Origin of the sequence: Micromonospora sp. WMMD737, from assembly GCF_049179055.1 — a bacterium.
Classification (GTDB): domain Bacteria; phylum Actinomycetota; class Actinomycetes; order Mycobacteriales; family Micromonosporaceae; genus Micromonospora; species Micromonospora reichwaldensis.
Genome location: NZ_JBMHMH010000001.1, coordinates 2548568 through 2573852, shown reverse-complemented (window position 1 = coordinate 2573852; position 25285 = coordinate 2548568). Strand labels below are relative to the sequence as shown.

The following is a 25285-nucleotide window of genomic DNA, read 5'->3' as shown; positions in this document are numbered from 1 at the left end:
GGAGTATTCCCCCGCGACGGAGTCGTCAGCACGGTCGAGCGCCGATCCCTGGACGCACGACCCGGCCCGTCGGTCGCCGCCCCCTCGGGGACGGCGGCGGAAGAGACCTCCGACAGTCACCAGAGTCAGCGTCGCCGGCACACCGCGTCCACGAAGGGCGTACGGTGTGCCCGTCGTTGCGTGTCTGCCGGAGGAATGAACCTTGGACGTGTCCGGACTGGTCTGGGTGGGGACGCTCGTCGCCCTGACCGGGATCCTGCTCGTGGATCTGCTGATCGTCGGTCGGCGGCCGCACGAGCCCAGCGTGCGTGAGTCGAGCCTCTGGGTCGGCTTCTACGTCGCCCTGGCACTGATCTTCGGCGGTGGCGTCTGGCTGGCCTCCGGGGCCAGCGCGGCCGGGCAGTTCTACACCGGCTGGCTGACCGAGTACAGCCTCTCGGTCGACAACCTGTTCGTCTTCGTGATCATCATGGCGCGGTTCGGGGTGCCCCGGCAGTACCAGCAGAAGGTGCTGCTCATCGGCATCGTGCTGGCGCTGGTCATGCGGGGCGGCTTCATCGCGGCCGGCGCGGCGCTGATCTCCCAGTTCTCCTGGGTGTTCTACATCTTCGGCGCGTTCCTGATCTACACCGCGATCAACCTCGCCCGGCAGGGCGAGCCCGACGAGGACGAGTTCTCCGAGAACCTGCTGATCCGGTGGAGCCGCAAGGCGCTGCCGATCTCCCGGGACTACGACGGCGCCCGGTTGACCACCCACACGGCGAAGGGCAAGCGGATCTTCACCCCGATGCTGATCGTCATGATCGCCATCGGCACCACCGACCTGATCTTCGCGCTCGACTCGATCCCGGCGATCTTCGGCATCACCCAGGAGCCGTACCTGGTCTTCACCGCCAACGTCTTCGCGCTGATGGGCCTGCGGCAGCTCTACTTCCTGCTCGGTGGCCTGCTCAACCGCCTGATCTACCTCAGCTACGGCCTGGCCGTGGTGCTCGGCTTCATCGGCGTGAAGCTGGTGCTGGAGGCCCTCGCGGACAACAGGCTGCCGTTCATCAACGGCGGCGAGCACGTCTCCTGGGCCCCGCACATCCCGATCTGGCTCTCACTGACGATCATCCTCGGCACCCTCGCGGTGGCCACCGTGGCCAGCCTGGTCAAGTCCTCCCGCGACCGGCGGCGGGTGCTGGCCGACGCCCGCCACTGAGGCGTACGCGACGCGACGGGACGGGAGGGGGCGCCCCGGTGGGGCGCCCCCTCCCGTCGCGTACGAGGGTCAGACGCGGTGCACGCCGACCAGGGTGGCGGTGCGCTCGTCGGGCAGCCGCTCCTCCAGCACCCGGCGTTGCAGGTAGCAGGCGTGCAGCATCCGCCGGTCGTCGCCGGGGTGCGGGTCGGCGGTGACGATCCCGATGTGGTGGATCCTGCGCCCGGGGCGGGCGAAGAAGTAGAGGTCGCCGGGGCGTTCCGCGCCCAGCGGCACCGGCGTGGTCACCGTCGCCTGGTCGCTGGCGTCGCGCGGCAGCAGCACGCCGAGCCGCCGCCAGGCCAGGTGGACCAGGCCGGAGCAGTCGATGCCGTACGCCGACACCCCGCCCCAGACGTAGACGACGTCGACCAGGCGCTGCGCGACGGCCAGCACCTCCTCGGCCGACGGGGGCGCGGTGGGCACCGGCACCGCGTCGCCGGCCGGCAGCCAGAGCGGCGCGGAGTGGCCCGGCGCGTGCACCGGCTGCCAGCCGTCGACCGCCGGCCCGGCCGGGATCAGCCGGGTGCCCAGGATCACCCCGGAGAGCAGCTCGGCGCCGCCCGGCGCGTCACGCAGCGCGGTGACGGTGGCGTCGACCACGAGCGGGTCCGCCTCGGGGTCGACGGCCACGGGGGCGAGCTGCTCGGTGGGCAGCCAGCCGGGGTAACCACACGGGTGCAGCCGGGGGGCCGGCTGCTCGACCGCCACCACGTGGGCCCAGCCGTCCGGGCGCAGTTCGGTGACCAGCACCCGCTCGCCGAGCATCAGTTGGCTCAGTACGCAGTCGCCGACCTGCTGGTCGGTGTCCATGCCGGAGATCCAGGCGGCGATGTCCGTACGCGCGGACAGGGCGGGGCCGTCGACGGGGCGTACCGCCTCGGGGCAGCTCCAGAGGGTCGCGACCGCGACCCGGACCACGGCCTCCCGGCCCGGCTGCAGCTCCACGTCCACCCCCAGCTCGCGCCGAATGTCCCCGCGACCATATGAAAGTTTTCGACGAGCATCAACCAGCAGTCTGCATCTTTACTTCAGTCACGGAGCTGATGCCCAGGCCCGGCGCGTCCGGCAGCACGACGGTCGCGCCGTCGTACCGCAGGCCGCCGCGCACCGGCGACCAGGCCAGCCACCAGGCGGCGTCCAGGTCGGCCACCGCGGTGGTGCCGTAGGCGCCCACCAGGCTCGCGGCGGCGCCGATGCCCACCTGGCTCTCCATCATCGACCCGACGACGGTGCCGAGGCCGTGCGCGGCGGCGAGGTCGAGCAGCGTCCGGGCCGGGTGCAGGCCGCCGCACTTGGCGAGCTTGACGTTGACCATGTCGGCGGCCCGGCGGCGGATCACCTCGACCAGGTCGCGGACGCCGAAGACCGACTCGTCGGCGAGGACCGGCACGTCCACCCGGTCGCTGACCCAGGCCAGCCCGTCCAGGTCCCAGCGGGCGACCGGCTGCTCGACCAGCTCCACGTCCAGCCCGGCGTCCTCGACGCCCCGGATCACCCGGACCGCCTCGCGCGGGGTCCAGCCCTGGTTGGCGTCCAGCCGGATGCGGACCCCGTCGCCGACGGCGGAGCGCACCGCGCGGACCCGCTCCAGGTCGCCGGCCGCGTCGGTGCCCACCTTCAGCTTCAGCACGCCGAAGCCCTCCGCCCGCCGCTGCCGGGCCGCCGCCGCCAGGTCCACCGCGTCGCCCGCGGCGAGCGTGACGTCCGTGGGCACCCGCAGGGCGGTGCCCCCGAGCAGCCGCACCAGCGGTACGCCGAGCCGCCGCGCGGCCAGGTCGTGCAGCGCGACGTCGACGGCCGCCTTCGCCGACTCGTTGCCGACGACCGCCCGTTGCACCTCGGTGCAGCGGGCCACCAGGTCGTCGGCGTCGCGGCCGGTGAGCGCCGGGCCGATCAGCTCGCGCACGCACGCCTCGGAACCGGCGACCGACGCCCCGGTGACCTGCCACACCTGCGGCGCCTCGCCGAAGCCGGACCGGCCGTCGGCATCGACCACCTCCACCAGCAGGGTCTCCACCGTGGTGGTGCGGCGCAGCGCGGTCACGAACGGCGTGTGCAGGGGCGCAGAGAGCCGGTGGGTGCGTACCGCGGCGATCGTCATGTGCGGCACCCTATACGGGCACGGGCAGGCGAAGGGGAGGCCGGCATGAGCGAGCGGAGTGAGCGAATCATCGGGTGCAGGGCGGTGGTGCCTCGTGGCGGCACGGAGCGCAGCGGAGTGCGGCCATGAGCGAGCGGATTGAGCGAATCATCGGGTGCAGGGCGGTGGTGCCTCGTGGCGGCACGGAGCGCAGCGGAGTGCCGGCATGAGCGGGCGGGACTGGGAACTGGTGGGCGCGCCGAACGCGCGGGACCTCGGCGGTCTGGTCGGCGCCGACGGTCGGAGGGTGCGCCCGGGGGCACTGATCCGCACACCGGCGCTGGGTCGGCTGACCGACGAGGACCTGCCGGTGCTGGCCAAGCTCGGCCCCGCCTGTGTGGTCGACCTGCGGGACCACTCGGAGACGGCGGTCGCTCCGCCGGACCGGCTGACCGGCCAGCCGAGGGTGGTGCACCTGCCGGTGCACGACGCCGAGCACCCCGTCTTCACGTACGTCTCGGCGGTGCTGCTCGGGCACGACCTGGGTGCGTACGCGGGCCTGGCGGAGCAGGGCACGCCGGCGGCGATGGCGGCGATCTACCGCTGGTTCGTCAGCGGTGAGTCGGCGCGGGCGAACTTCGGCACGGCGGTGCGGCTGGCGGCCCGGGCGGAGAACCTGCCGCTGGTCTACCACTGCTCGGCGGGCAAGGACCGCACCGGCTGGTTGACGGTGCTGCTGCTCAGCGCGCTCGGCGTGGACGAAGCGGCGATCCGGGCGGACTACCTGGCGAACAACCGGCTGACCGAGAGCCTGCGGGAGGTCCTGCTGGAGGCGATGCGGCGGCGGTCGCCGGAGCTGGACGTCGAGGCGGTGCGCCCGGTGCTGGAGGTGCGCGAGGAGTACCTGGACGCCGCGTACGCGGAGGTGCGCCGGGTGCACGGGTCGTTCCGGGCGTACCTGCGCGACGGCCTCGGCGTGACCGACGACGTGGTGACGGCGCTGCGGGCACACCTGCTGGAGTGAGGCCTCAGGCCAGGTCGTGCCGGGCGGCCCAGGCGGCGGCGGACACCCGCGCGATCAGCCGGCAGGCGTCGTCGTCCTCCTCGCCGCTGGGGCCGCCGTCGGCGATGTCGGTGGTGGTGCAGACGACGACGGCGTACGCCGGCGCGTCGTCGGGAAAGACCACCCCGGCGCCGTGCCGCACGCCGCGCACCCAGCCGTTCTTGTGCGCGATGCGGGTGCCCTCGGGCAGCCCGGCGGCCAGATCCTCCCGGTGCTCCTGGGCGAACAGCACGTCGAGCATGGCGGCGCAGCCGGCCGGCGAGGCCAGCGGACCCGGGCTGTCCGCGCCGGCGGCCAGCGCACCGAGCAATGCGGCGAGGTCGGCGGCGGTCACGAGGTTGGTGACGCCCGCCTCGCGGGCCGCGAAGTCCTCGATGCCCCGGCCGGTGACGCTGTGCCGGGCCCCGGCGAGGTCCCACACCCGCGCCACCGCCGGCAGTCCGACGTGGCCGATGACCAGGTTGGTGGCGAGGTTGCTGGAGCGGACGATCATGCGGTGGGCGAGCCAGCGCAGTGTCGCCTCGGCACCGACGCGCTCCCAGACCGCCTCGTCGTTGTCGTAGTGCCGGGCGCAGGAGAACCGGGGCGCGCCGGGCAGCGCCGAGTCGAACTCGTTGCGCACCGGCACCGGGGCGTCCAGGTCGAGGGCGCCGGCCTCGGCGGCGCGGTGCAGCGCGACGAGCACCGCCGCCTTCATGGTGCTGGCCGCGTAGTGGGTCGCGTCGGCGTGCCGGGTCCAGGTGGGGGTGGCGCCGACCCGCCCCACGTACGCCGACACCGTGCCGGGCACCCCGTCCAGGTGGGCGTCGAGCTCGTCCCAGGTCATGCGGCTGACCGTAACGGATCGCCGACGGGGCAGCGGGTCGGGGCGTCCGGCCGTACCGTGCGGGGATGACGGTTGCCGCCTACGACGCGCACGCCGACTGGTACGAGGCGTTCGCCACCGACACGTCCAGCGACTACATGACGCGGGTTCGCGGCCAGCTCCGCGACCTGCTCGGCCCCGGCCCCGGCCGCTGCCTCGACCTGTGCTGCGGCACGGGGCTCCAGGCGGCGGAGCTGCGCCGGCTGGGCTGGCAGCCGGTGGGGGTCGACCTCTCCGGCGGGCAGCTGCGGCACGCCCGCCCGCGCCTGCCGGTGGCCCGCGCCGACGCGGCGGCGCTGCCGGTGGCCGATGCCTCGCTGCCGGCGGTGGCGTGCGTGCTGGCCCACACCGACGTGCCCGACTACGCGGCGGTGATCGCCGAGGCGGCGCGGGTGCTCGCGCCCGGTGGGCGGTTCGTGCACGTGGGGGTGCACCCGTGTTTCGTGGGGGCGTTCGCCGACCGCTCCGATCCGGCGCAGATCGTGATCGACGGCGGCTACGCCGACCGGGAGCGCAGTTTCCGCGCCTGGTCGCCGCACGGGGTGCGGGTGCGCGTCGGCGCCTGGCACGTCCCGATGGCCGGCCTGCTCAACGCGGTCACCGACGCCGGCCTGACACTGGTGCGCACCACCGAGGCGGGGTCCGGCCGGGTGCCCGACCTGTTCGCGTTCCTCGCCACCCGCCCGGCCTGACGGCCCGCCCCGCCCGGCCTGACGGCCCGCGCCGCCCCGCCCGGCCTGACGGCCGCGCCGCCCGCCTGACGTGGTCCGGGGCGGCGAGGTGACGGTGCGGCAGCCACGCCGCGCGTGCGGAGACCTGGGAGGACGTCGACGCGCAGGGCCGGCCGCCACCGGACGGCGTGGCGGGGCCGTGACGGGCGGAGCCCGGACCGCGTGGCGCGGTCCGGGCTCCGAAGGAGGCTGCCGTCGTACGTCAGCCGGCGTGCTTGCGGCGGGCGGCGGCCCGGCCGCGCGCCGTCTGGTCGAGCACCACCTTGCGGATGCGCACCGCGGCGGGGGTCACCTCGACGCACTCGTCCTCGCGGCAGAACTCGAGGGCCTGCTCCAGCGACAGCTTGCGCGGCGGGATCAGCTTCTCGGTCTCGTCGGAGGTCGACGCGCGCATGTTGGTTAGCTTCTTCTCCTTGGTGATGTTGACGTCCATGTCGTCGGAGCGGGAGTTCTCCCCGACGATCATGCCTTCGTACACCTCGGTGGTCGGCTCGACGAAGAGCTGGCCGCGCTCCTGGAGATTGATCATGGCGAACGACGTGACGGCGCCGGCCCGGTCGGCGACCAGCGAGCCGTTGTTGCGGGTGCGCAGCTCGCCGAACCACGGCTCGTACGACTCGAAGACGTGGTGCAGGATGCCGGTGCCCCGGGTGTCGGTGAGGAACTCGGTGCGGAACCCGATCAGGCCCCGGGCCGGGACCAGCCACTCCATCCGGATCCAGCCGGTGCCGTGGTTGACCAGCTGCTCCATCCGGCCCTTGCGGGTCGCCAGCAGCTGGGTGATCGCGCCCAGGTACTCCTCCGGGGCGTCGATGGTGAGCCGCTCGACCGGCTCGCAGGTCTTGCCGTCGATCTCCCGGGTGACGACCTGCGGCTTGCCGACGGTCAGCTCGAACGACTCGCGGCGCATCTGCTCCACCAGGATGGCCAGCGCCAGCTCGCCGCGGCCCTGCACCTCCCACGCGTCGGGGCGCTCGGTCGGCAGCACCCGCAGCGACACGTTGCCGATCAGCTCCTTGTCGAGCCGGTCCTTGACCATCCGCGCGGTGACCTTGGCGCCCTTGACCCGGCCGACCAGCGGCGAGGTGTTGGTGCCGATGGTCATCGAGATGGCCGGCTCGTCGACGGTGATCAGCGGCAGCGGGCGCGGGTCCTCCGCGTCGGCCAGGGTCTCACCGATCATGATCTCGGGGATGCCGGCGACGGCGATGATGTCGCCGGGGCCCGCCGAGTCGGCGGGCTTGCGCTCCAGACCCTCGGTCATCAGCAGCTCGGAGATGCGGACCCGCTGGGTGCTGCCGTCGGTGCGGCACCAGGCCACCGTCTGGCCCTTGCTGATGGTGCCCTGCCGCACCCGGCACAGCGCCAGCCGGCCGAGGAACGGGGAGGCGTCGAGGTTGGTGACGTGCGCCTGCAGCGGCGCCTCCTCCTCGTACGAGGGCGGCGGGATGGTGTCCAGCAGGGTGCGGAACAGGGGCTCCAGGCTGGTGCTGTCGTCGGGGACCGCGCCGTCGGCGGGCTGGGTCAGCGAGGCGATGCCGTCGCGGGCGCAGGCGTAGACGATCGGGAAGTCGATCTGCTCCTCGTCGGCGTCCAGGTCGAGGAAGAGCTCGTAGGTGTCGTCCACGACCTCCTTGATCCGGGCGTCGGGGCGGTCCACCTTGTTGATCACCAGGATGATCGGCATGCGCGCCTTGAGCGCCTTGCGGAGGACGAACCGGGTCTGCGGCAGGGGCCCCTCACTGGCGTCCACCAGCAGCACCACGCCGTCGACCATGGTCAGGCCGCGTTCGACCTCGCCGCCGAAGTCGGCGTGGCCGGGGGTGTCGATGATGTTGATGGTCACCGGGTCGGAGCCGTCGGCCGGCATGTACCGCACGCCGGTGTTCTTGGCCAGGATGGTGATGCCCTTTTCCCGTTCGAGGTCCATCGAGTCCATGACCCGTTCGGTTACCTCGCCGCGGGCGCCGTAGGCGCCGGCCTGCCGCAACATGGCGTCGACCAGGGTCGTCTTGCCGTGGTCGACGTGGGCGATGATGGCGACGTTGCGGAGGTCGGTGCGAAGCTGCATACCCTCCATACTCCTGTCTGCGGTTGCCGGGCACGCGTCGGGGGGTGTTACCCCCAGATGACCCGGATCTCTGCCGAAACTGATGTTCCGACCGTTTCAGCGCCTGGCATGCTGACCCCCGTGGGAATGGGGGCCCGATGCACGACCTGCTGACCTCGCTGCAGGGCCTGCCGCCCCTGCTGATCTATGTGATCGCCGCGATTGTCGTCGCGGGGGAGACCGCCGTGATCTTCGGTCTGCTGGTGCCGGGCGAGGCGACCCTGTTGCTGGTCGGCTTCCTAGCGTACGCGGGGACGCTGCGGCTCGTACCGGCGCTGTTGGTGATGATCCTTGCAGCAGTGATCGGCGACACACTGGCGTACCGGGCGGGCCGGCGGCACGGGCCCCGGCTGCGCGCCGGCAGGCTGGGCGCGCGGGTGGGTCACGAGCGGTGGAGCCGGGCGGACGCGATGCTCGGCCGGCTGGGCGGGCGCGGGGTGCTCACCGCCCGCTGGGTGGCCTTCGCCCGCACCCTGGTGCCCCGGCTGGCCGGGGCGGCCGGGATGCCGTACCGGCGGTTCGCGCCGTGGAACCTGGCCGGGGTGGTGACCTGGGTGGGCGGCTCGGTGCTCGTCGGCAACCTGGCCGGCGAGTCGTACGAGACGGTCTCCCGGCTGCTCGGGCGGGCCACCGGCGCGGTGCTGGTGCTGGTGGCCGCGCTGGTCGCGGTGGTGCTGGCGGGGCGGTGGCTGGGCCGCAACCCGGATCCGGCCCGGGCGCTGGCGTCCCGGGCGGCGGGTCTGCGGCCGGTGCGCTGGCTCAGCGGCCGGTACGGGGTGCTGTTCTTCCTGCTCGCCATGCACGTCGGGCCGGCCTGGACGCTGCTGATCAACCTGGTCGTGGGCCTGCTGCTGCTCTTCCTGGCCGGGCTCGCCATCGCCTGGGTGCTCGGGGCGGTGGTCCGGCACAGCGGCCTGGCGGTGCTCGACAGCGCGATCGCCGACTGGTTCGCCGACCGGCGTACGCCCGGGGCGGTCGACGTCACGCTCGCGGTGGTCTCGGCGCTGCGCGGATCGGCGCTGATCGTGCTGGTGGCCGTCGTCGCGGCGGTGCTGGCCTGGCGGCACCGGCCCTGGCGGGCGGACCTGCTCAGCGTGGTCGGCACGGTCGGGGCGTTCGTGCCGCTGGTGGTGCTGGCCGTGGTGGTCGACCTGGCGGGGCCGACGGCGGGCGGGCCGGACGGCCGGGACGCCGCCCTGTTCCCGACGCAGAACGCCGTGGTGGCGGCTAGCCTCTGCACCCTGGCCTGGCTGCTGTCCCGGGGGGCGCGCTGGCCGGTGGCGGTGGCCGCCTGGACGGCTGCGGCGGCCGGCGTGGTCGGCATCGTCGGCGCCCGCCTCTACCTGGGGCTGAGCACCGCCAGCGGCAGCGCCACGGCGGTGCTGCTCGGGGTGGCCTGGACGGCGTTGTTCGTGGTCGCCTGGGCCACCCGCGACAGGGCGGCGGGTGGCGACGTGGCCGAGCCCGAACCGGTGGCGGCCCGCGCCGACGCGTGAGCCGCCTCCACCCTCGCCGAGCCGCGCACGAGGCCCGACCCCACCAGCGTCCACAGCACGGCGGTCGGCGTGCCCGGGCTGCGCGAAGGGGCCGTGGCGATGCCGCCACGGCCCCTTCCGGCGGGCCGGTCAGTCCCGGGTGGTCACCTGCTCGCGTCCCGTCGGCGCGTCGTCGTCGCCGGCGGGCTGGCGCGCGATGCGTCCCGGCCACCAGAAGCGGTCGCCGAGCGTGAACGCCAGCGCCGGCACCAGGACCGTCCGCACGAGCAGGGTGTCCAGCAGGACGCCGATGCAGACGATGATCCCGATCTGGGTCAACAGGATCAGCGGCAGGACGCCGAGGACCGCGAAGACCGCGGCGAGCAGGACACCGGCGCTGGTGATGACGCCGCCGGTGACCCGCAGGGCCGAGAGCATCCCGGCGCGCGTGCCGCTGCGCCGGGCGTCCTCGCGGGCCCGGGTGACGAGGAAGATGTTGTAGTCCACGCCGAGCGCCACGAGGAACACGAAGGCCAGTAGCAGGACGCCGCTGTCGAGCGCCGGCATGTCGAGCACGTGGTCGAAGAGCAGCCACGACGCGCCGATGCTGGCGAAGAACGACGCGATCACGGTGAGCACCAGCAGCAGCGGGGCGAGCAGGCCGCGCAGGAGCAGCACCAGCACCGCGCCGACGAGCAGCAGGATGATCGGCAGGATCAGCCGCAGGTCCTTGCCGTTGGCCTCGTTCTCGTCGTAGGTGGCCGCGACGTTGCCGCCGACCACCGCGCCGTCGAACGCGGGTGCGCCCTCGACTGCGGGCGGGGCGGAGCCGGGGACCGCCGCGACCGCGTCCCGCAGGGCCTCGACGGCCCGGCTCGCCGCCTCGGTGCCCGGCTCGGCCTCCAGCACGACGTCGACCTGGGCGACCTGGGCCCCGGCCTCACCGGGACGGGCGGAGGCGACGCCGGGGACCCCGGCGGCGGTGTCCGCGACGGCCCGCACCGCCGAGGGGGTGGTGAGCACGGCGACCGGCTGGGTCGTGCCGGCGGGGAAGGACCGCGCGAGGGTCTCGGCGCCGGCGACCGCCTCCGGCTTGACCCGGAACTGCTCGGTCTCCGACAGGCCGGTGCGGATGCCCAGCCCGCCGAGGGCGAGCCCGGCGAGCAGCAGCGTCGCGAGCAGCGCGACCGGCACGGGACGGCGCTCGACGGCGGCGCCGAGCCGGCCCCACAGCCGGCCCTCGCGGATCTCCCCGCCGACCCGGGGCACGAACGGCCAGAACAGGCCGCGCCCGAAGATCACCAGGACCGCCGGGAGGACGAACAGCGCCGAGAGCATGGCGAGGACGACGCCCGTGGCGCAGGCCACGGCGAGGGCGCGGTTGAGCTCCTGCTCCGACAGCAGCAGGGTGAGCACGCCGAGGACGACGGTGGAGCCGCTGGCGAGGATGGGCTCGGCTACCCGCCGCTGCGCGGCGCGCATCGCCACGAAACGGTCCTCCTCGCGGCGTAGCTCCTCGCGGTAGCGGGCGATGAGCAGCAGCGCGTAGTTGGTGGCGGCGCCGAAGACGAGGACGCTGGCGATGCCGGTGACGGCGCCGCCGGGCAGGTTGATGCCGACGGCCGGGACGACCGTGTCGAGGGCGCGCAGCGTGAGCTGTTCCGTCGCCGCGACGACGACGAGTGGCACGATCCACAGGAACGGGCTGCGGTAGGTGATGAGCAGCAGCAGCGCCACGACGCCGGCGGTGACGGCCAGCAGCGTGGTGTCGGCGCCGGCGAAGACCTTCGTCAGGTCGGTGGCGAACGCGGGTCCGCCGGTGACCTCCACGTTCAATCCGGCCGGCGCGTCGTCCAGGGACGCGCGGAGCTGGTCGATCCGCTCCGCGACCGCCTCCTGCCCGCCGGCGGTGGACAGCGGCACGGCGACGAGCGCGACGGTGCCGTCGGGGGAGACCTGCGGCGGGCTGACGCGCCCGCCGACGGCGAACTGGTTGAGGTCCCCCGACTGGCCGGTCAGGGCCGCGCGGTCGTCCTCGGTGAGGGCGGCCCGGTCGGCGCGACTGACCACGACGATCGCCGGCTGGACGTCGCGGGAGGGCAGTTGGTCCTGGAGGCGCTCCACCTGGGTCGACTGCCACTCCACCGACAGGCCGGTGGCGGAGACGGCCGCCGGGTTGTCGGGCTTGGGCAGCACGAAGACGGCCGCCCCGAACACGATCGCGGCGGCCACGGTGAGCCACGCGGCGAGCCGTCCGCGCGCCACGCGGGTGAACACTGACATCGGATGCCCTCACGGTCTCTCGACGGATTTCCTTCGACGGTCAAGACCTCGCGAACGACGCAAAGGGTCGACCGTCGAGTATCTTGATAAACGAGATTATCGACTGCTGAGTTATGCTGCAACCGGAACGGACGGGCAGGAGGCGGCGACCGACGTGGCAGGTCACGGCATGTACCGGCGGCGCGACACGCGCCGCGAGCGACTGGTCGCCGAGATCGGCACCGGGCTGCGGCGCTACTCGGTGGACGCGCAGCACATCGGGCACGCCTTCGCCGCCCTGCACGGGCTCAACGCCACCGACCTGCAGGCGCTGATCGCGGTGATGGACGCCGAGCTGGTCGGCCGGCCGATCACCCCCGGCCGCCTGGGCGAGGCGCTCAACCTGTCCTCCGGCTCGGTCACCGCCCTGATCGACCGGCTGGAGCGCGCCGGGCACATCCGCCGCGACCGCGACACCACCGACCGGCGCAAGGTCTTCCTGCACTACGCCGAGCAGGGCGCCGCGCTGGCCATGGAGTTCTTCCGGCCCCTGGGCCGGCGCACCGACGACGTGATGGCCGACTTCAGCGACGACGAGCTGGAGGTGGTGCACCGGTTCATGACCGCGATGACCACCTCGATGGGGGAGCACCGGGACGCGGTGCGCGCCGCCCGCGACGAGCCGGCCCGGCGCGCGAACGGCTGACGTCGTGCTCGACCGGCTGGCAGCCCGCCTCGCCACCGCCGCGCTGCGGTTGCCGCCCGCGCGCACCCGTCGGGTCACCCTCACCCGGGGCATCTCGGTGCGGGTCCGCGACGGCGTGCCGCTGCGCACCGACCACTACGCCCCGGCCCTGCCCGGCGCGCCGACCGTGCTGATCCGCACCCCGTACGGGCGGGGCGGGCCCATGCGGCTGCTCGGCCGGCTCGCCGCCGAACGCGGCTTCCACGTGGTGATCCAGTCCTGCCGCGGCACGTTCGGCTCCGGCGGCACCTTCGCCCCGCTGGTGCACGAGCGCGAGGACGGCCTCGACACCCTCGACTGGCTGCGCCGCCAACCCTGGTGGTCCGGCGCGTTCGGCATGTTCGGCGCCAGCTACCAGGGCTTCGTGCAGTGGGCCCTGGCCGCCGACGCCGGGCGGGAGCTGCGCGCGATGGTCGCGGTGGTGACCGCCTCGGGCACCCGCGACTCGACGTACGCCGGGGAGTCCTTCGCCCTCGACACCGTGCTCACCTGGGCCGAGCTGCTCCAGGCGCAGACCGTGCCGTGGCTGGCCCGGCAGTGGGAACTCAAGCGCGGCCAGCCCCGACTGGTCGCGGCGCTGGCCCACCTGCCGCTGGCCGAGGCGGACCGGGTGGCCACCGGCGTCACCGTGCCGTTCTTCCAGGAGTGGCTGCGCCACCACACCCCGGACGCCGGCTACTGGCGTACGCGCGTCTTCGGCGACCGGATCGCCGAGGTCCACGCGCCGGTGGCGATGGTGAGCGGCTGGCACGACATCTTCCTTCCGGCCCAGCTGCGCGACTTCGCGGCGCTGCGCGCGGCCGGCGCCCGGCCCCGGCTGACCGTCGGACCGTGGACCCACGGCAGCCCCGGGCTCTTCCTCGCCGCGCTGCGCGACGGGCTGGACCACCTCGACGCCCACCTCGCCGGGCGGCCGACCGGTGCCGGCGTGGCGGCCCCCGTGCGGGTGCACGTCGGCGGTGCCGGTGGTGGCTGGCGGGACCTGCCCGACTGGCCGCCCCCGGCGGTGCCGACCCCGTGGCACCTGCACCCGGATGGCGGGCTGAGCACCGCCGCGCCGGTCCCGTCGCCCCCGGACCGCTTCCACTACGACCCGGCCGACCCGACGCCCTCGCTCGGCGGGCCGCTGCTGGTCGCCCAGCGCGCAGGCCCGGTCGACAACCGCCCGGTCGAGGCCCGGCCCGACGTGCTCACCTTCACCAGCGCCCCGCTCGACGCGCCCGTCGAGGTGATCGGCCCGGTACGCGCCGAGATCCACCTGCGCAGCGAGCTGTCCCACCTGGACGTCTTCGTGCGACTGTGCGACGTGGACCGGCGCGGCCGGTCCTGGAACGTCTGTGACGGCCTGGTTCGGGTCGCGCCCGACCGATTCCCCGCCGACGCGGCCGGCGTGGTGCGGGTGCCGGTGGAGCTCTGGCCCACGGCGCACCGGTTCGCGCCGGGTCACCGGCTGCGGGTGCAGGTCTCCGGCGGCGCCCATCCCCGCTACGCGCGCAACCCCGGCACCGGCGAGCCTCTCGGCACGGCCATCACCCTGCGTGCCGGATGGCGGGAGATCCTACACGATCCACAGTGGCCGTCCGCTGTGGTCCTGCCGATCATGCCGCCGGCTTCACAGATTTCTCCCAGCTGAAAAAACCTGCTCTGAGCTGGGTATTCATCAATCGATGGAGCTATGGTTGGGCCACTGCCCGACGCTGTGCACCACTCGGTCGGGCCCGCGCGTGAGGCTCCCGCACCGCCTACGCGGTGTCACCGTCGTGCCCGGCCCCCGAACAATCCGCAAGGGGGAACCCATGACGCGGGCACCGCAAAACCTGTTGGCCGTCCGCCGCCTGCTGCTCGACCACCTCAACGTCGACCCCGACACCGTCCGCGAACAGGACCTCGAACCCGCCGAGGTCGGCATCGTCGGAGACCCCGCCCACCGGGGCGGCTACCACTGCGGCTCCGACCGGGTGGTGCCCAGGGACTACTCCGTCGTCGAATCGCCCCGGGACTCCTCCGGCCTGACCCTCGACGCGGCGGCACTCGACGTCGGCCTCTTCCGGGTCGTCGTCGCAGGACGGGCGCACGACCTGCGCGGCTTCTCCACCTGGTGCGTCGCGCAGTGCACCGCGGGCACCCCGGACAGCCGGGACCTCCGCGAGATCATCTACTCCCCGGACGGCAAGGTCGTCCGGCGGTGGGACCGCCTGCGCAAGCGGACGAGCGGGGACAACTCCCACCTGTGGCACACCCACTTCAGCTTCTTCCGCGACTCGATCAAGGCGAACCGGGACCAGACCCCGCTGTTCCGCCGCTACCTGACGACCATCGGATTGATCGCACCGCCAGCAGAGGAGTCCGACATGGAACAGACCGACAAGCTCGCCTACAACACCGGTTCGCCCACTCGTACGGTCGGCCAGGTCCTCGCCGACCTGGAGAACCTGCGCAACTGGCTGATCTCGCCCGTCGGGACGCCGGGTCTGCTGACGCCGCCGCTGGCGGGTTCGCCGTTGATGCTCCTGCTCGCGATGGCGCAGGCATACCCGGCCCTGGTCGCCCAGGTCAAGGCCCTGTCCGAGAGCGACTTCAGCGACGAGCAGGCGATCGTCGCCGGTGTGCTCGCCGGCCTCTCGCCGGAGCAGATCGCGGAGGCGATCCCGCCCACCATCGCCCAGCAGGTCACCGACGAACTGGCCCGCCGCCTGGCGGCCTGACCCCGTCGCCGCGTGCGGCGGTGCGTCCAGGCCCGGCGGGCCGACGGACGCGCCACGGCCGGGGCGGCCGAACGTGACCAGGCAATCGGCAACGGCAGTTGCGCAATAGCTGTTGCGCAACTGCCGTTGCCGATGTCAGGCTGGCGGCATGACGAACCCCGACGTACGCCACGTGACCGACTCGCGGGTGCTCGCCGCGCTGTCCCATCCGCTGCGCCGCCGGTTGATGGACGTGCTCAAGGTGCACGGCCCGTCCACCGTCGGCCTGCTCGCCGAGCGGACCGCACAGGCGCCGGCGAACGTCAGCCACCACCTCAAGGTGCTGGCCGCCGCCGAGCTGGTCGAGGAGGCGCCCGAGCTGGCTCGCGACCGGCGCGAACGCTGGTGGCGCCTGGTCACCCGGGGCGTGCGCTGGTCCCAGTCGGACTTCGACGACCCCGCCGCCCGGGCCGTCGCCGACGCCGCCACCTCGCTCAACCTGGACCGGCACGTCGCCCTCGCCCGCGCGTGGCACGCCACCGACGAGGCCAGCCGGGCCGCCTGGTCGCAGGGACCGTTCTCCACGGACCGCTGGCTGCACCTGACCGACGCCGAACTCGCCCAGCTGGCCGGCGAGCTGAACGAGGTGCTCGCCCGGTGGGGCGACCGGGACGTGCCCGACGACGGGCGGAAACGCGAGCCGGTCTTCCTGTTCGCCTACGGGATCCCGGCCACCCCGTGACGCCGCCCGCCGGCACCACCCCGCCGACCCGTACCGCCGCCGCCCCGCCGTCCGGCGCGCGCCGTCCGGGCGCCGATCCCGCGACCAACCCGGCGGTACGGCCCGCCGGCCGGCCGGTGGCAGCGGCGGCGCCCCGGGGAGGGCTGCTGCGTCACCGTGACTTCCGGCTGCTCTGGGCCGCGCAGACGGCCAGCGCCGTCGGCAGCAACGTCACCGCCGTGGCGCTGCCCCTGGTCGCGGTGACCGTGCTCGACGCCAGCACCTTCGGCGTCGCGGTGCTCACCGCCGCCGCCTGGCTGCCGTGGCTGCTCGTCGGCCTGCCGGCCGGCGCCTGGGTGGACCGGTTGCCGCGCCGGCCGGTGATGGTCGCCTGCGACCTGGTCTCCGCACTGCTGTTCCTCAGCGTCCCCGCCGCCGCCGTGCTCGGCGTGCTGACCGTGACGCAGTTGCTGGTGGTGGCGTTGGGCGCCGGCCTGGCCCGGGTCTTCTTCGAGACGGCCGACCAGGTCTACCTGCCCGTGCTGCTGCGCCCCGAGCAGGTGCCGGAGGGCAACGCCAAGCTCCAGGCCACCCAGACCGCGAGCTACGTGCTCGGCCCCGGCCTCGCCGGCGTGGTCGCACAGGTCGCCGGCGCCGTCACCGCGTTGCTGCTCGACGCGCTGAGCTTCCTGTTCTCCGCCGCCTGCCTGCTGCGCATCCGCACCGTCGAGCGGCGTCCCGAGCGCGTCGGGCCCGCGCGGTCGCTGCGGCGGGAGATCGGCGAGGGGATCCGGTTCGTCGCCCGGGACCCGTACCTGCGGGTGCTCACCGCCTTCGGGGCCGCCAGCAACGTCGGCCTGGTCGGCTACCAGGCGGTCCTGGTGGTCTTCCTGGTCCGGGAGGCGCGACTCGCGCCGGCCCCGGTGGGCGCGCTGGTCGCGGCGATGAGTCTCGGCGGCATCGTCGGCGCGCTGTCGGCCACCCTGCTCGGCCGTCGGCTCGGCACTGCCCGGGCCATGCTCCTGGCGGCGGTGTTCACCGGGCCGCCGGCGTTGCTGATCCCGCTCGCCGGACCCGGCGGTCGACTCGCCCTGCCGGCGATCGGCGGAATGCTGGTCAGCCTCGGGGTGGCGGTGGGCAACGTGCTCAAGGGCAGCTTCCGCCAGACCTACACGCCGCACCAACTGCTGGGCCGCGTCACGGTCAGCATGCACATGCTCAACTACGGCACGATCCCGCTGGCCGCCGTGCTGGCCGGGGCGATCGGCGCGGCCCTAGGGGCCGGCACCGCGATCGCGGTGATGACGGCCTGGCTCGCGCTCACCCCGGCGATCCTGCTGATCGGGCCGCTACGGCGGCGACGGGACCTGCCCGTCGCGCCGAAGCGGCCCTGAAAACGCGCTGCGGCGGCGGCCGTCAGTCGGCCGCCGCCACCGGCACGGGATCTACAGCGGACGGACGTTGTCCGCCTGCGGACCCTTCTGACCCTGGGTCACCTCGAACTCGACCTTCTGGCCCTCGTTCAGCTCCCGGTAACCGCTCGACGCGATGGCCGAGTAGTGGACGAACACGTCCGGCCCTCCGCCATCCTGCTCGATGAAGCCGAAGCCCTTTTCCGAGTTGAACCACTTAACCGTGCCGGTTGCCATGCATCTCTCCCTGTTCCAAAGCGGGTGAACCTCGGTCGTCGACCGATGATCGCCCGGTGCCACCCCGAGAGTAACCGGCCGAACCCCGATCCGCTGGCCGAACTCCCGGCGCGGCGACGCGAAAGCCGGGCGAGGCGAGGTCGGCTGGGGCATGCTTGCCCCGATGAGGGGTGCCACAGCCGACGCGCTGACCGAGATCGAGCGGGAGATCGACGCTCCCGGGGGCGGGCTGGACCGGCTCCGGCTGGTGCGGATCCCGTTCGTCCCCGAGGTCCGGCTGCACCTGGCCGAGGACGCCATCGTCTGGTGGGCCCGGATGGAGGCGCAGGCCGGGCACGCCCTGCCCGCGCCGTACTGGGCCTCGGTCTGGGCCGGTGGCCAGGCCCTCGCGCGCCACCTGCTCGACCACCCCGACCTCGCCGCCGGCCGCCGGGTGCTCGACCTCGCCGCCGGGTCCGGCCTGGTGGCGATCGCGGCCGCGCTCGCCGGCGCCGAGCGGGTGGTCGCCAACGACATCGACCCGTACGCGGTCGCGGCGGTCACCGTCAACGCCCGGGCCAACGACGTGACGGTCGCGACCACCGGCGGCGATCTGCTCGACAGCGATCTCGACGGGGTGGACCTGCTGCTGGCCGGGGACGTCCTCTACGACGCGACGATGGCGGCGCGGGTGCTGCCCTTCCTGCGCCGGGCCGCCGCCGGCGGCGCCGAGGTGCTGGTGGGCGATCCCGGGCGGGGCCACCTGCCGCCAGGCGTGCTGGCGACGGTGGCGAGCTACCCCGTGCCGACCACCGAGCCCGCCGTGGACTCGACCGTGCGCCGGGTGCAGGTGCTGCGCCCCCGGTGACCTCGGGCTCTCAGGGTCGACCCCGAGCCCGATACCAGGGGGCGGTGGGGGATCGGACCCGATGTCCCGGGTGGCCGGGCGGCCATAGCGTACGGGCATGGCGGATTGGCTGACCCAGATCGGAGAGCTCCCCACCACCCTGCTCATGGGGGTGCTCGGGGTGGTGATGCTCTTCGACGCCGTACCGCTGCTCGGGGTGCTGGTTCCCGGCGACGTGGCGATCCTGGCCGCGATGGGCGTCGGCGGCCCGACCACGGGTGCCGCCACCTTCGCCGTGGTCGTGGCCGGCTGCCTCGCCGGCTGGTCGCTGAGCTTCCTCGCCGGCCGGCGGTACGGCGACCGCCTGCGGCACAGCCGCCTCGGCGACTGGATCGGCGAGGCACGCTGGGCGGCGGCGGAGGGGATGCTCCAGCGCGGGGGCGGCCGGATGGTGCTGGTCGCGCCCTTCCTGCCGGTGTTCAACGCGCTGCTGCCGCTGGCGGCGGGCGGGCTGCGGATGTCGTACCCGCGCTTCCTGGGCTGCGCGACGCTCGGCGCGGCGGCCTGGGCCGGTCTCTACCTGGTGCTGGGCACCGCCTCGCGGTCGCTCGCCGGGCTGCTGCCGGGAGAGTCCAGCCCGATGCTGGTGACCATGGCGGTCGGCCTGCTGCTGGCGGGCGCGGTGCTGATGGGCACGCGGCGCCGGGTGCGCGCGGTCACCGGGGCCTGACCCGGCGTCCGACGGGGGGCGCGGAGAGCCGGGGGACCGACGGGGGTGCCCGGGGACCGAGGGGAGCCGGGGGACCGACGGGGGGAGCGGGGCCGGGCGCGGATCGCGCCCGGCCCCGCTGAGGTTCACCAGCCCCGGGCGCGCCACTGGGGCAGCGCGGGGCGTTCCGCGCCGAGCGTGCTGTCCTTGCCGTGACCCGGGTAGAACCAGGTCTCGTCGGGCAGCCGGCCGAAGAGCTTGTGCTCGACGTCGTCGATGAGCGCGGAGAACCGCTCCGGATCCTTGTCGGTGTTGCCGACCCCGCCGGGGAAGAGGCTGTCGCCGGTGAACAGGTGCGGCGACCCCGCCGGGTCGCGGTAGAGCAGCGCGATCGAGCCGGGGGTGTGGCCCTTGACGTGGATGACCTCCAGGGCGCAGTCGCCCACCGGCACGCTGTCGCCGTCGGCGAGCGTCCCGGCCTCGATCGGCAGCCCGGCCGCGTCGTCGGCGTGCACCAGGGGCCGGGCGCCGGTCTTGGCGACCACCTCCTCCAGCGCCACCCAGTGGTCCATGTGCTGGTGAGTGGTGACCACGGTGGCCAGCCCCGCGTCGCCGACCAGTTCGAGCAGCCGGGGCGCCTCGTTCGCGGCGTCGATCAGCACCTGCTCGCCGGTGGCCCGGCAGCGCAGGAGGTAGGCGTTGTTGTCCATCGGGCCCACCGACACCTTCGTGATGGTGAGCTGGTCGAGCTCGCGTACGGCCGGCGCGCCGCCGGGCGTGACGTCTCCGCTGTAGGTCATGAGGTCGTCTATATCCATTCCGGTGGTTGCGGCAGGGGGCCGTCGGGGGTGACGGTCAGCACGGTGCCCGGGCTGCGGCCGATCAGCCAGGCGGCGAGTTCGGGGGCGGCGCCGGTGACCGTGGGCGCGACGGTCCGGTCGCCGACGACCAGTTCGTGCCGGCTGCCGTCGAAGCGCAGCACCATCGGCGGCACGTCGGCGCGGTCGGCGAGGTCGCCGACCACCTCGTGCAGCAGGCGGTGGCCGAACGCCTCGGGCCAGTCGGCCGGCCGGTAGCCGGCGTCGAGGTCCACGTGGTGCACCTCGATCTCGCGCAGCCGGCCCCAGACCAGCATGGCCGCCGGCCAGGGGCCGCGCCGCGTCTGGACGGTGGCCGCCCACGCCTCGACCGGCATCGCGGCGACCGCCTCGGCGAACCGGACGGCCGAGCGGCGCAGGTCGTCCAGGTGGGCGGCGGGCGGGCGGGCCGCCCCGGCCTCGATGTCGGCGTCCCGGGCCGCCGCGGAGGCGTACATCGGAATCGGCTCGCCGGTGCGGGCCGCGACGAGCAGGTTGACGAAGCCGTCGGCGTTGCGGGCCAGGTGGGCCAGGACGTGCCCCCGGCTCCACGCCGGCAGCAGCGAGGCGGCGGCGAGGTCGGTGTCGTCGAGGGCGGCCGCGGTCCGCAGCAGACGGTCCGTGGCCGCGTCCACCTCGCCCGTCAGCAGAAGCGGATCCGTGGTCACCCACCGACCCTATCCGCCGGGGGGACTCCGCGTCGCCGGGGAAATCGCTTTCGGCGCGTCGCGGCGCGTCCTACCGTCGGCGTGTAGCGCGGCACCGGACGGCGGGGAGGTGGTGACCATGCCGGCAGCAGCACGCGTGCGTCAACCGCTCCGACACCGATGAGGATGCCATGACCATCGACCTGACCGCCCTCGGCTGGGATGCCGAGCGGGCGGCACACGTACCGCGACGCGGCGGGCACCGACCGGGCCGGGTGGCCCGGGTGGACCGCGGCGTCTGCACCGTGCTCTGCGCGGACGGCCCGGTCCGCGCCACCCTGGGCGGGGCGGTCCTGGCCGCCGCCGCCCGCGACCTGACCCGCCTGCCCTGCGCGGGGGACTGGGTGCTGCTGGGCACCTGGCCCGACCGCAACGTCACCGTGGAGGCGGTGTTGCCGAGGCGCACCGCCCTCGTCCGGCGGACCGCCGGCAAGGACGCCAGCGGCCAGGTGCTGGCCGCCAACCTCGACGCCGCCGCCGTGGTGGAGCCCGTGCACCCCGAGCCGGACGTCGGCCGGATCGAACGGCTGCTCTCCCTGGCGCACGAGTCCGGCGCCCGGCCGCTGGTCGTGCTCACCAAGGCCGACCTGGCGGCCGACCCGGAGGCCGTCGCGCGCCAGCTCGCCGGGATCGCCCCCGGGGTGCCGGTGCTGGCCGTCAGCGCCGAGCGCGGCACCGGGCTCGACCCGCTGCGCGCCGAGGTGGCGCCCGGCCGCACGCTCGGCCTGCTCGGCCCGTCCGGCGCGGGCAAGTCGAGCCTGGTCAACGCGCTGGCCGGGGCGGCGCTGATGCCGACGCAGGCGATCCGGCGCGTCGACGGCAAGGGTCGGCACACCACCACCTGGCGGGCGCTGCTCCCGGTGCCCGGCGGCGGCGCCGTGCTGGACACCCCGGGGGTACGGGCGGTCGGCCTGCTCGACGGCTCGGCGGGGCTGGACCGGGCGTTCGCGGACATCGCCGAGCTGGCCACCGGCTGCCGGTACGCCGACTGCGGGCACGACGGGGAGCCCGCCTGCGCGGTGCGCGAGGCGCTGGAGACCGGCGAGCTGCCGGCGCGGCGCTGGGAGAGCTGGCGCAAGCTCCAGCGGGAGCTGGCCTTCGAGAGCCGGCGGCGGGAGGTCCGGCTGGCCGCGCAGCGGCGTGGCGGCTGGCGCGCGGGCCGGCGGCGGGCGGCCCGCCCCTGACGGAGGTACGCACGGGCGGGACCGGTCGTCGACCGGTCCCGTCCGTTTCTTCAGGGCCGGCTTCTTCGCCCGCCGCGGATCGGCTTTTTCGGGCGCTGCGACCCGCTTCCTCGGGCGCGGCGGGCCGGCTTCATCGGGCGCGGCGGACCGGGCTGAGCTGGGGGAATGTGCCGGCGAGGGAAGTTGTCGTACCTCGGGGCTAGAGTTGCCGAGGCGCCTTTCTGCGCGCCCACAACCACTCAGACAACCGCTCAGACCAGCCTTGGAGCGGACATTTCCTCCTCATCTTCTTCACCCGGGAGTACACGGACAGTGGCCGACCGACTGATAATCCGTGGCGCGCGCGAGCACAACCTGCGTGACGTCAGTCTCGACCTGCCCCGGGACGCCCTGATCGTGTTCACGGGGCTCTCCGGGTCGGGCAAGTCGAGCCTGGCCTTCGACACGATCTTCGCCGAGGGGCAGCGCCGCTACGTCGAGTCGCTGTCGTCGTACGCGCGGCAGTTCCTCGGCCAGATGGACAAGCCGGACGTCGACTTCATCGAGGGCCTGAGCCCGGCGGTCTCCATCGACCAGAAGTCCACCTCGCGCAACCCGCGCTCGACGGTGGGCACCATCACCGAGGTCTACGACTACCTCCGGCTGCTCTTCGCCCGCATCGGCGAGCCGCACTGCCCGGTCTGCGGCGAGCGCATCTCCCGGCAGACCCCGCAGCAGATCGTCGACCGGGTCCTCGCGATGACCGAGGGCACCAAGTTCATGGTGCTCTCGCCGGTGGTGCGCGGCCGCAAGGGCGAGTACGTCGACCTCTTCGCCGAGCTCCAGGCCAAGGGCTACGCGCGGGCCCGGGTCGACGGCGTGGTGCACCCGCTGACCGAGCCGCCGAAGCTGAAGAAGCAGGAGAAGCACACCATCGAGGTGGTGATCGACCGCCTCACCGTCAAGCCGAGCGCGAAGCAGCGGCTGACCGACTCGGTCGAGGCCGCCCTGGGCCTGTCCAACGGCCTCGTCCTGCTCGACTTCGTCGACCTGCCCGAGGACGATCCGGACCGGGAGCGGCGCTACTCCGAGCACCTGGCCTGCCCCAACGACCACCCGCTGGCGATCGAGGACCTGGAGCCCCGGGTCTTCTCCTTCAACGCGCCCTACGGCGCGTGCCCCGAGTGCACCGGTCTGGGCACCAAGAAGGAGGTCGACCCCGAGCTGGTCGTCCCCGACCCGGAGCGCACCCTGCGCGAGGGCGCGGTCCAGCCCTGGTCGACCGGGCACAACCTGGAATACTTCCTGCGCCTGCTGGAGGCCCTCGGCGCGGCCGAGCACTTCGACGTCGACACGCCCTGGCGGGCCCTGCCGTCGCGGGCGCAGAAGACGATCCTGCACGGCTCCGACGACCAGGTGCACGTGCGCTACCGCAACAAGTTCGGCCGCGAGCGCTCCTACTACACCGGCTTCGAGGGCGTGGTGCAGTGGATCGAGCGCCGGCACACCGACACCGAGTCGGAGTGGTCGCGGGAGAAGTACGAGGGCTACATGCGCGACGTGCCCTGCGCGGCCTGCGGTGGCGCCCGGCTCAAGCCCGAGGTGCTCGCGGTCACCCTGGCCGGCAGGAGCATCGCCGAGGTCTGCAACCTCTCCGTCGGCGAGGCCGCCGACCTGCTCGCCGGCATCGAGCTGACCGACCGGCAGAAGATGATCGCCGAGCGGGTGCTCAAGGAGATCAACGCCCGGCTGAAGTTCCTGCTCGACGTCGGCCTCGACTACCTCTCCCTGGACCGCCCGGCCGGCACCCTCTCCGGCGGCGAGGCGCAGCGCATCCGGCTGGCCACCCAGATCGGCTCCGGCCTGGTCGGGGTGCTCTACGTCCTCGACGAGCCGTCGATCGGGCTGCACCAGCGCGACAACCACCGGCTGATCGAGACCCTGGTCCGGCTGCGCGGCCTGGGCAACACGCTGATCGTCGTCGAGCACGACGAGGACACGATCCGCACCGCCGACTGGATCGTCGACATCGGCCCGGGCGCGGGCGAGCACGGCGGCAAGATCGTGCACAGCGGCTCCGTGCCGGCGCTGCTGGAGAACCCGGAGTCGGTGACCGGGGCCTACCTGTCGGGCCGCCGGTCGATCCCGACGCCGCAGGGGCGCCGCGCGCAGACCCCGGACCGGGAGCTGGTGGTGCACGGCGCGCGCGAGCACAACCTGCGCAACCTGACCGTGTCGTTCCCACTGGGCCAGCTCATCGCCGTCACCGGGGTCAGCGGCTCCGGCAAGTCGACGCTGGTCAACGACATCCTCTACGCGGTGCTGGCCAACCAGATCAACGGCGCCCGGCTGGTGCCCGGCCGGCACACCCGGGTCTCCGGGCTGGAGCACGTCGACAAGGTGGTCGGCGTCGACCAGTCGCCGATCGGCCGCACCCCGCGGTCCAACCCGGCGACCTACACGGGGGTCTGGGACCACGTCCGCAAGCTCTTCGCCGAGACCACCGAGGCCAAGGTCCGGGGCTACGGCCCCGGCCGGTTCTCGTTCAACGTCAAGGGCGGCCGCTGCGAGGCGTGCTCCGGCGACGGCACCATCAAGATCGAGATGAACTTCCTGCCCGACGTGTACGTCCCGTGCGAGGTCTGCAAGGGCGCCCGCTACAACCGGGAGACCCTGGAGGTGCACTACAAGGGCAAGACCGTCTCCGACGTGCTGGAGATGCCGATCGAGGAGGCGGCCGAGTTCTTCTCCGCCATCCCGGCCATCCACCGGCACCTCAAGACGCTCGTCGACGTCGGCCTCGGCTACGTCCGGCTCGGCCAGCCCGCGCCCACGCTCTCCGGCGGCGAGGCGCAGCGGGTCAAGCTCGCCTCCGAGTTGCAGAAGCGCTCGACCGGGCGGACGGTCTACGTCCTCGACGAGCCGACCACCGGCCTGCACTTCGAGGACATCCGCAAGCTGCTGATGGTGCTCGAAGGGCTGGTCGACAAGGGCAACACGGTGATCACCATCGAGCACAACCTCGACGTCATCAAGACGGCCGACTGGCTGATCGACATGGGCCCCGAGGGCGGTCACCGGGGCGGCACGGTGCTCGCCACCGGCACCCCCGAGGAGGTCGCCGAGGTGCGCGGCAGCCACACCGGCCACTTCCTGCGCCAGGTGCTCAAGCTCGACGGCGACGCGAAGGGCGCGGCGGCGGCCACCTCCCGGGCGGCCAAGGCCAACGGCACCAAGTCCACCCGCCCCCGCAAGGCGCCGGCCGGGGCGCGCTGACCGCACGCTCCCAAGGTCGCGTGGCCCGGGCAGTCGCCCCGGCCACGCTGGCACGGGGAGGGTCGCCGACGGGGCCACCCGGGGCGGGCCCACGGCCCACCCCCGGGTGGCCCCTC

General features: G+C 74.0%; 21 protein-coding genes. 13 read left to right on the top strand and 8 right to left on the bottom strand.

Annotation, left to right across the window (positions count from 1 at the left end; genetic code table 11):
• Window positions 1-202: 202 nt before the first annotated feature.
• Window positions 203-1204 carry a TerC family protein gene (locus tag ACN27A_RS10205; protein ID WP_132240366.1) on the top strand — a complete coding sequence of 334 codons (1002 nt, stop codon included), beginning with the start codon at window positions 203-205 and terminating at the stop codon, window positions 1202-1204.
• 69 nt (window positions 1205-1273) lie between these two features.
• Here ACN27A_RS10205 and ACN27A_RS10200 read toward each other — a convergent pair whose 3' ends face one another.
• Together ACN27A_RS10200 and ACN27A_RS10195 are read right to left on the bottom strand one after the other, a co-directional pair.
• A complete protein-coding gene (locus ACN27A_RS10200) occupies window positions 1274-2191 on the bottom strand; it encodes an NlpC/P60 family protein (protein ID WP_421451852.1) in 918 nt (305 codons plus the stop codon).
• Between the two features lie 58 nt (window positions 2192-2249).
• Entirely contained in the window at window positions 2250-3347 is a 1098-nt protein-coding gene (locus tag ACN27A_RS10195; RefSeq protein WP_421451850.1) for a mandelate racemase/muconate lactonizing enzyme family protein, read from the bottom strand.
• Between the two features lie 205 nt (window positions 3348-3552).
• Here ACN27A_RS10195 and ACN27A_RS10190 point away from each other — a divergent pair, with 205 nt between their 5' ends.
• Window positions 3553-4350 (top strand): tyrosine-protein phosphatase, encoded by a 798-nt coding sequence (locus tag ACN27A_RS10190; RefSeq protein ID WP_421451847.1) that lies wholly within the window; start codon window positions 3553-3555, stop codon window positions 4348-4350.
• A 4-nt stretch (window positions 4351-4354) separates the two neighbouring features.
• Here the strand turns inward: ACN27A_RS10190 and ACN27A_RS10185 are convergent, their stop codons facing one another.
• Window positions 4355-5215 carry a serine hydrolase gene (locus tag ACN27A_RS10185; protein WP_421451844.1) on the bottom strand — a complete coding sequence of 287 codons (861 nt, stop codon included), beginning with the start codon at window positions 5213-5215 and terminating at the stop codon, window positions 4355-4357.
• A gap of 65 nt (window positions 5216-5280) precedes the next feature.
• On the opposite strand from ACN27A_RS10185, the gene ACN27A_RS10180 reads away from it, so the two are divergent.
• Window positions 5281-5946, top strand: coding sequence for a class I SAM-dependent methyltransferase (locus tag ACN27A_RS10180; RefSeq protein ID WP_421451842.1), 666 nt, complete (start codon window positions 5281-5283; stop codon window positions 5944-5946).
• A gap of 241 nt (window positions 5947-6187) precedes the next feature.
• Here the strand turns inward: ACN27A_RS10180 and typA are convergent, their stop codons facing one another.
• The gene (typA, locus tag ACN27A_RS10175; RefSeq protein WP_421451839.1) at window positions 6188-8056 is read right to left on the bottom strand and encodes a translational GTPase TypA; all 1869 of its coding nucleotides are present in this window, start codon (window positions 8054-8056) and stop codon (window positions 6188-6190) included.
• A gap of 137 nt (window positions 8057-8193) precedes the next feature.
• Here typA and ACN27A_RS10170 point away from each other — a divergent pair, with 137 nt between their 5' ends.
• The gene (locus ACN27A_RS10170; RefSeq protein ID WP_421451837.1) at window positions 8194-9591 is read left to right on the top strand and encodes a DedA family protein; all 1398 of its coding nucleotides are present in this window, start codon (window positions 8194-8196) and stop codon (window positions 9589-9591) included.
• Window positions 9592-9720: 129 nt separating this feature from the next.
• On the opposite strand, the gene ACN27A_RS10165 is transcribed toward ACN27A_RS10170, so the two are convergent.
• Window positions 9721-11853 carry an MMPL family transporter gene (locus tag ACN27A_RS10165; RefSeq protein ID WP_421451834.1) on the bottom strand — a complete coding sequence of 711 codons (2133 nt, stop codon included), beginning with the start codon at window positions 11851-11853 and terminating at the stop codon, window positions 9721-9723.
• 169 nt (window positions 11854-12022) lie between these two features.
• Between ACN27A_RS10165 and ACN27A_RS10160 the strand changes: the two genes are divergently transcribed.
• The 5 genes from ACN27A_RS10160 to ACN27A_RS10140 all read left to right on the top strand — a co-directional run bounded on the left by ACN27A_RS10160 (window position 12023) and on the right by ACN27A_RS10140 (window position 17376).
• A complete protein-coding gene (locus tag ACN27A_RS10160) occupies window positions 12023-12538 on the top strand; it encodes a MarR family winged helix-turn-helix transcriptional regulator (protein WP_421451831.1) in 516 nt (171 codons plus the stop codon).
• 4 nt (window positions 12539-12542) lie between these two features.
• Window positions 12543-14210 carry a CocE/NonD family hydrolase gene (locus ACN27A_RS10155; RefSeq protein ID WP_421451829.1) on the top strand — a complete coding sequence of 556 codons (1668 nt, stop codon included), beginning with the start codon at window positions 12543-12545 and terminating at the stop codon, window positions 14208-14210.
• Between the two features lie 163 nt (window positions 14211-14373).
• Complete coding sequence (locus tag ACN27A_RS10150) at window positions 14374-15282, top strand: hypothetical protein (RefSeq protein ID WP_421451828.1); 909 nt, start codon at window positions 14374-14376, stop codon at window positions 15280-15282.
• A 148-nt stretch (window positions 15283-15430) separates the two neighbouring features.
• Window positions 15431-16003 carry an ArsR/SmtB family transcription factor gene (locus tag ACN27A_RS10145; RefSeq protein ID WP_421451825.1) on the top strand — a complete coding sequence of 191 codons (573 nt, stop codon included), beginning with the start codon at window positions 15431-15433 and terminating at the stop codon, window positions 16001-16003.
• Complete coding sequence (locus ACN27A_RS10140) at window positions 16000-17376, top strand: MFS transporter (RefSeq protein ID WP_421451822.1); 1377 nt, start codon at window positions 16000-16002, stop codon at window positions 17374-17376. Before ACN27A_RS10145 ends, ACN27A_RS10140 begins: the two co-directional genes overlap by 4 nt.
• Before the next feature lie 51 nt (window positions 17377-17427).
• On the opposite strand, the gene ACN27A_RS10135 is transcribed toward ACN27A_RS10140, so the two are convergent.
• Window positions 17428-17631, bottom strand: a complete 204-nt coding sequence (locus ACN27A_RS10135; protein WP_088961229.1) for a cold-shock protein — start codon at window positions 17629-17631, stop codon at window positions 17428-17430.
• Between the two features lie 163 nt (window positions 17632-17794).
• Between ACN27A_RS10135 and ACN27A_RS10130 the strand changes: the two genes are divergently transcribed.
• Both ACN27A_RS10130 and ACN27A_RS10125 read left to right on the top strand, forming a co-directional pair.
• Entirely contained in the window at window positions 17795-18478 is a 684-nt protein-coding gene (locus ACN27A_RS10130; RefSeq protein WP_357579226.1) for a class I SAM-dependent methyltransferase, read from the top strand.
• Between the two features lie 97 nt (window positions 18479-18575).
• Window positions 18576-19187 carry a DedA family protein gene (locus tag ACN27A_RS10125; RefSeq protein ID WP_421451819.1) on the top strand — a complete coding sequence of 204 codons (612 nt, stop codon included), beginning with the start codon at window positions 18576-18578 and terminating at the stop codon, window positions 19185-19187.
• A 125-nt stretch (window positions 19188-19312) separates the two neighbouring features.
• On the opposite strand, the gene ACN27A_RS10120 is transcribed toward ACN27A_RS10125, so the two are convergent.
• Together ACN27A_RS10120 and ACN27A_RS10115 are read right to left on the bottom strand one after the other, a co-directional pair.
• On the bottom strand, window positions 19313-19966 hold the full coding sequence (locus ACN27A_RS10120) for an MBL fold metallo-hydrolase (RefSeq protein ID WP_421451816.1): 654 nt from the start codon (window positions 19964-19966) through the stop codon (window positions 19313-19315).
• 8 nt (window positions 19967-19974) lie between these two features.
• Entirely contained in the window at window positions 19975-20691 is a 717-nt protein-coding gene (locus tag ACN27A_RS10115; RefSeq protein ID WP_421451813.1) for a maleylpyruvate isomerase family mycothiol-dependent enzyme, read from the bottom strand.
• Between the two features lie 170 nt (window positions 20692-20861).
• On the opposite strand from ACN27A_RS10115, the gene rsgA reads away from it, so the two are divergent.
• Together rsgA and uvrA are read left to right on the top strand one after the other, a co-directional pair.
• Window positions 20862-21914 (top strand): ribosome small subunit-dependent GTPase A, encoded by a 1053-nt coding sequence (rsgA, locus tag ACN27A_RS10110; protein WP_421451811.1) that lies wholly within the window; start codon window positions 20862-20864, stop codon window positions 21912-21914.
• Window positions 21915-22226: 312 nt separating this feature from the next.
• Window positions 22227-25169 (top strand): excinuclease ABC subunit UvrA, encoded by a 2943-nt coding sequence (gene uvrA, locus ACN27A_RS10105; protein WP_421451809.1) that lies wholly within the window; start codon window positions 22227-22229, stop codon window positions 25167-25169.
• Window positions 25170-25285 lie beyond the last annotated feature (116 nt).

Bases quoted from the DNA above. Each gene is read 5' to 3' on its own strand.
- ACN27A_RS10195 (WP_421451850.1), bottom strand. From the start codon at position 3,347: ATGACGATCGCCGCGGTACGCACCCACCGGCTCTCTGCGCCCCTGCAC.
- ACN27A_RS10190 (WP_421451847.1), top strand. From the start codon at position 3,553: ATGAGCGGGCGGGACTGGGAACTGGTGGGCGCGCCGAACGCGCGGGAC.
- ACN27A_RS10185 (WP_421451844.1), bottom strand. From the start codon at position 5,215: ATGACCTGGGACGAGCTCGACGCCCACCTGGACGGGGTGCCCGGCACG.
- ACN27A_RS10180 (WP_421451842.1), top strand. From the start codon at position 5,281: ATGACGGTTGCCGCCTACGACGCGCACGCCGACTGGTACGAGGCGTTC.
- typA (WP_421451839.1), bottom strand. From the start codon at position 8,056: ATGCAGCTTCGCACCGACCTCCGCAACGTCGCCATCATCGCCCACGTC.
- ACN27A_RS10170 (WP_421451837.1), top strand. From the start codon at position 8,194: ATGCACGACCTGCTGACCTCGCTGCAGGGCCTGCCGCCCCTGCTGATC.
- ACN27A_RS10165 (WP_421451834.1), bottom strand. From the start codon at position 11,853: ATGTCAGTGTTCACCCGCGTGGCGCGCGGACGGCTCGCCGCGTGGCTC.
- ACN27A_RS10160 (WP_421451831.1), top strand. From the start codon at position 12,023: ATGTACCGGCGGCGCGACACGCGCCGCGAGCGACTGGTCGCCGAGATC.
- ACN27A_RS10150 (WP_421451828.1), top strand. From the start codon at position 14,374: ATGACGCGGGCACCGCAAAACCTGTTGGCCGTCCGCCGCCTGCTGCTC.
- ACN27A_RS10145 (WP_421451825.1), top strand. From the start codon at position 15,431: ATGACGAACCCCGACGTACGCCACGTGACCGACTCGCGGGTGCTCGCC.
- ACN27A_RS10135 (WP_088961229.1), bottom strand. From the start codon at position 17,631: ATGGCAACCGGCACGGTTAAGTGGTTCAACTCGGAAAAGGGCTTCGGC.
- ACN27A_RS10130 (WP_357579226.1), top strand. From the start codon at position 17,795: ATGAGGGGTGCCACAGCCGACGCGCTGACCGAGATCGAGCGGGAGATC.
- ACN27A_RS10125 (WP_421451819.1), top strand. From the start codon at position 18,576: ATGGCGGATTGGCTGACCCAGATCGGAGAGCTCCCCACCACCCTGCTC.
- ACN27A_RS10120 (WP_421451816.1), bottom strand. From the start codon at position 19,966: ATGACCTACAGCGGAGACGTCACGCCCGGCGGCGCGCCGGCCGTACGC.
- rsgA (WP_421451811.1), top strand. From the start codon at position 20,862: ATGACCATCGACCTGACCGCCCTCGGCTGGGATGCCGAGCGGGCGGCA.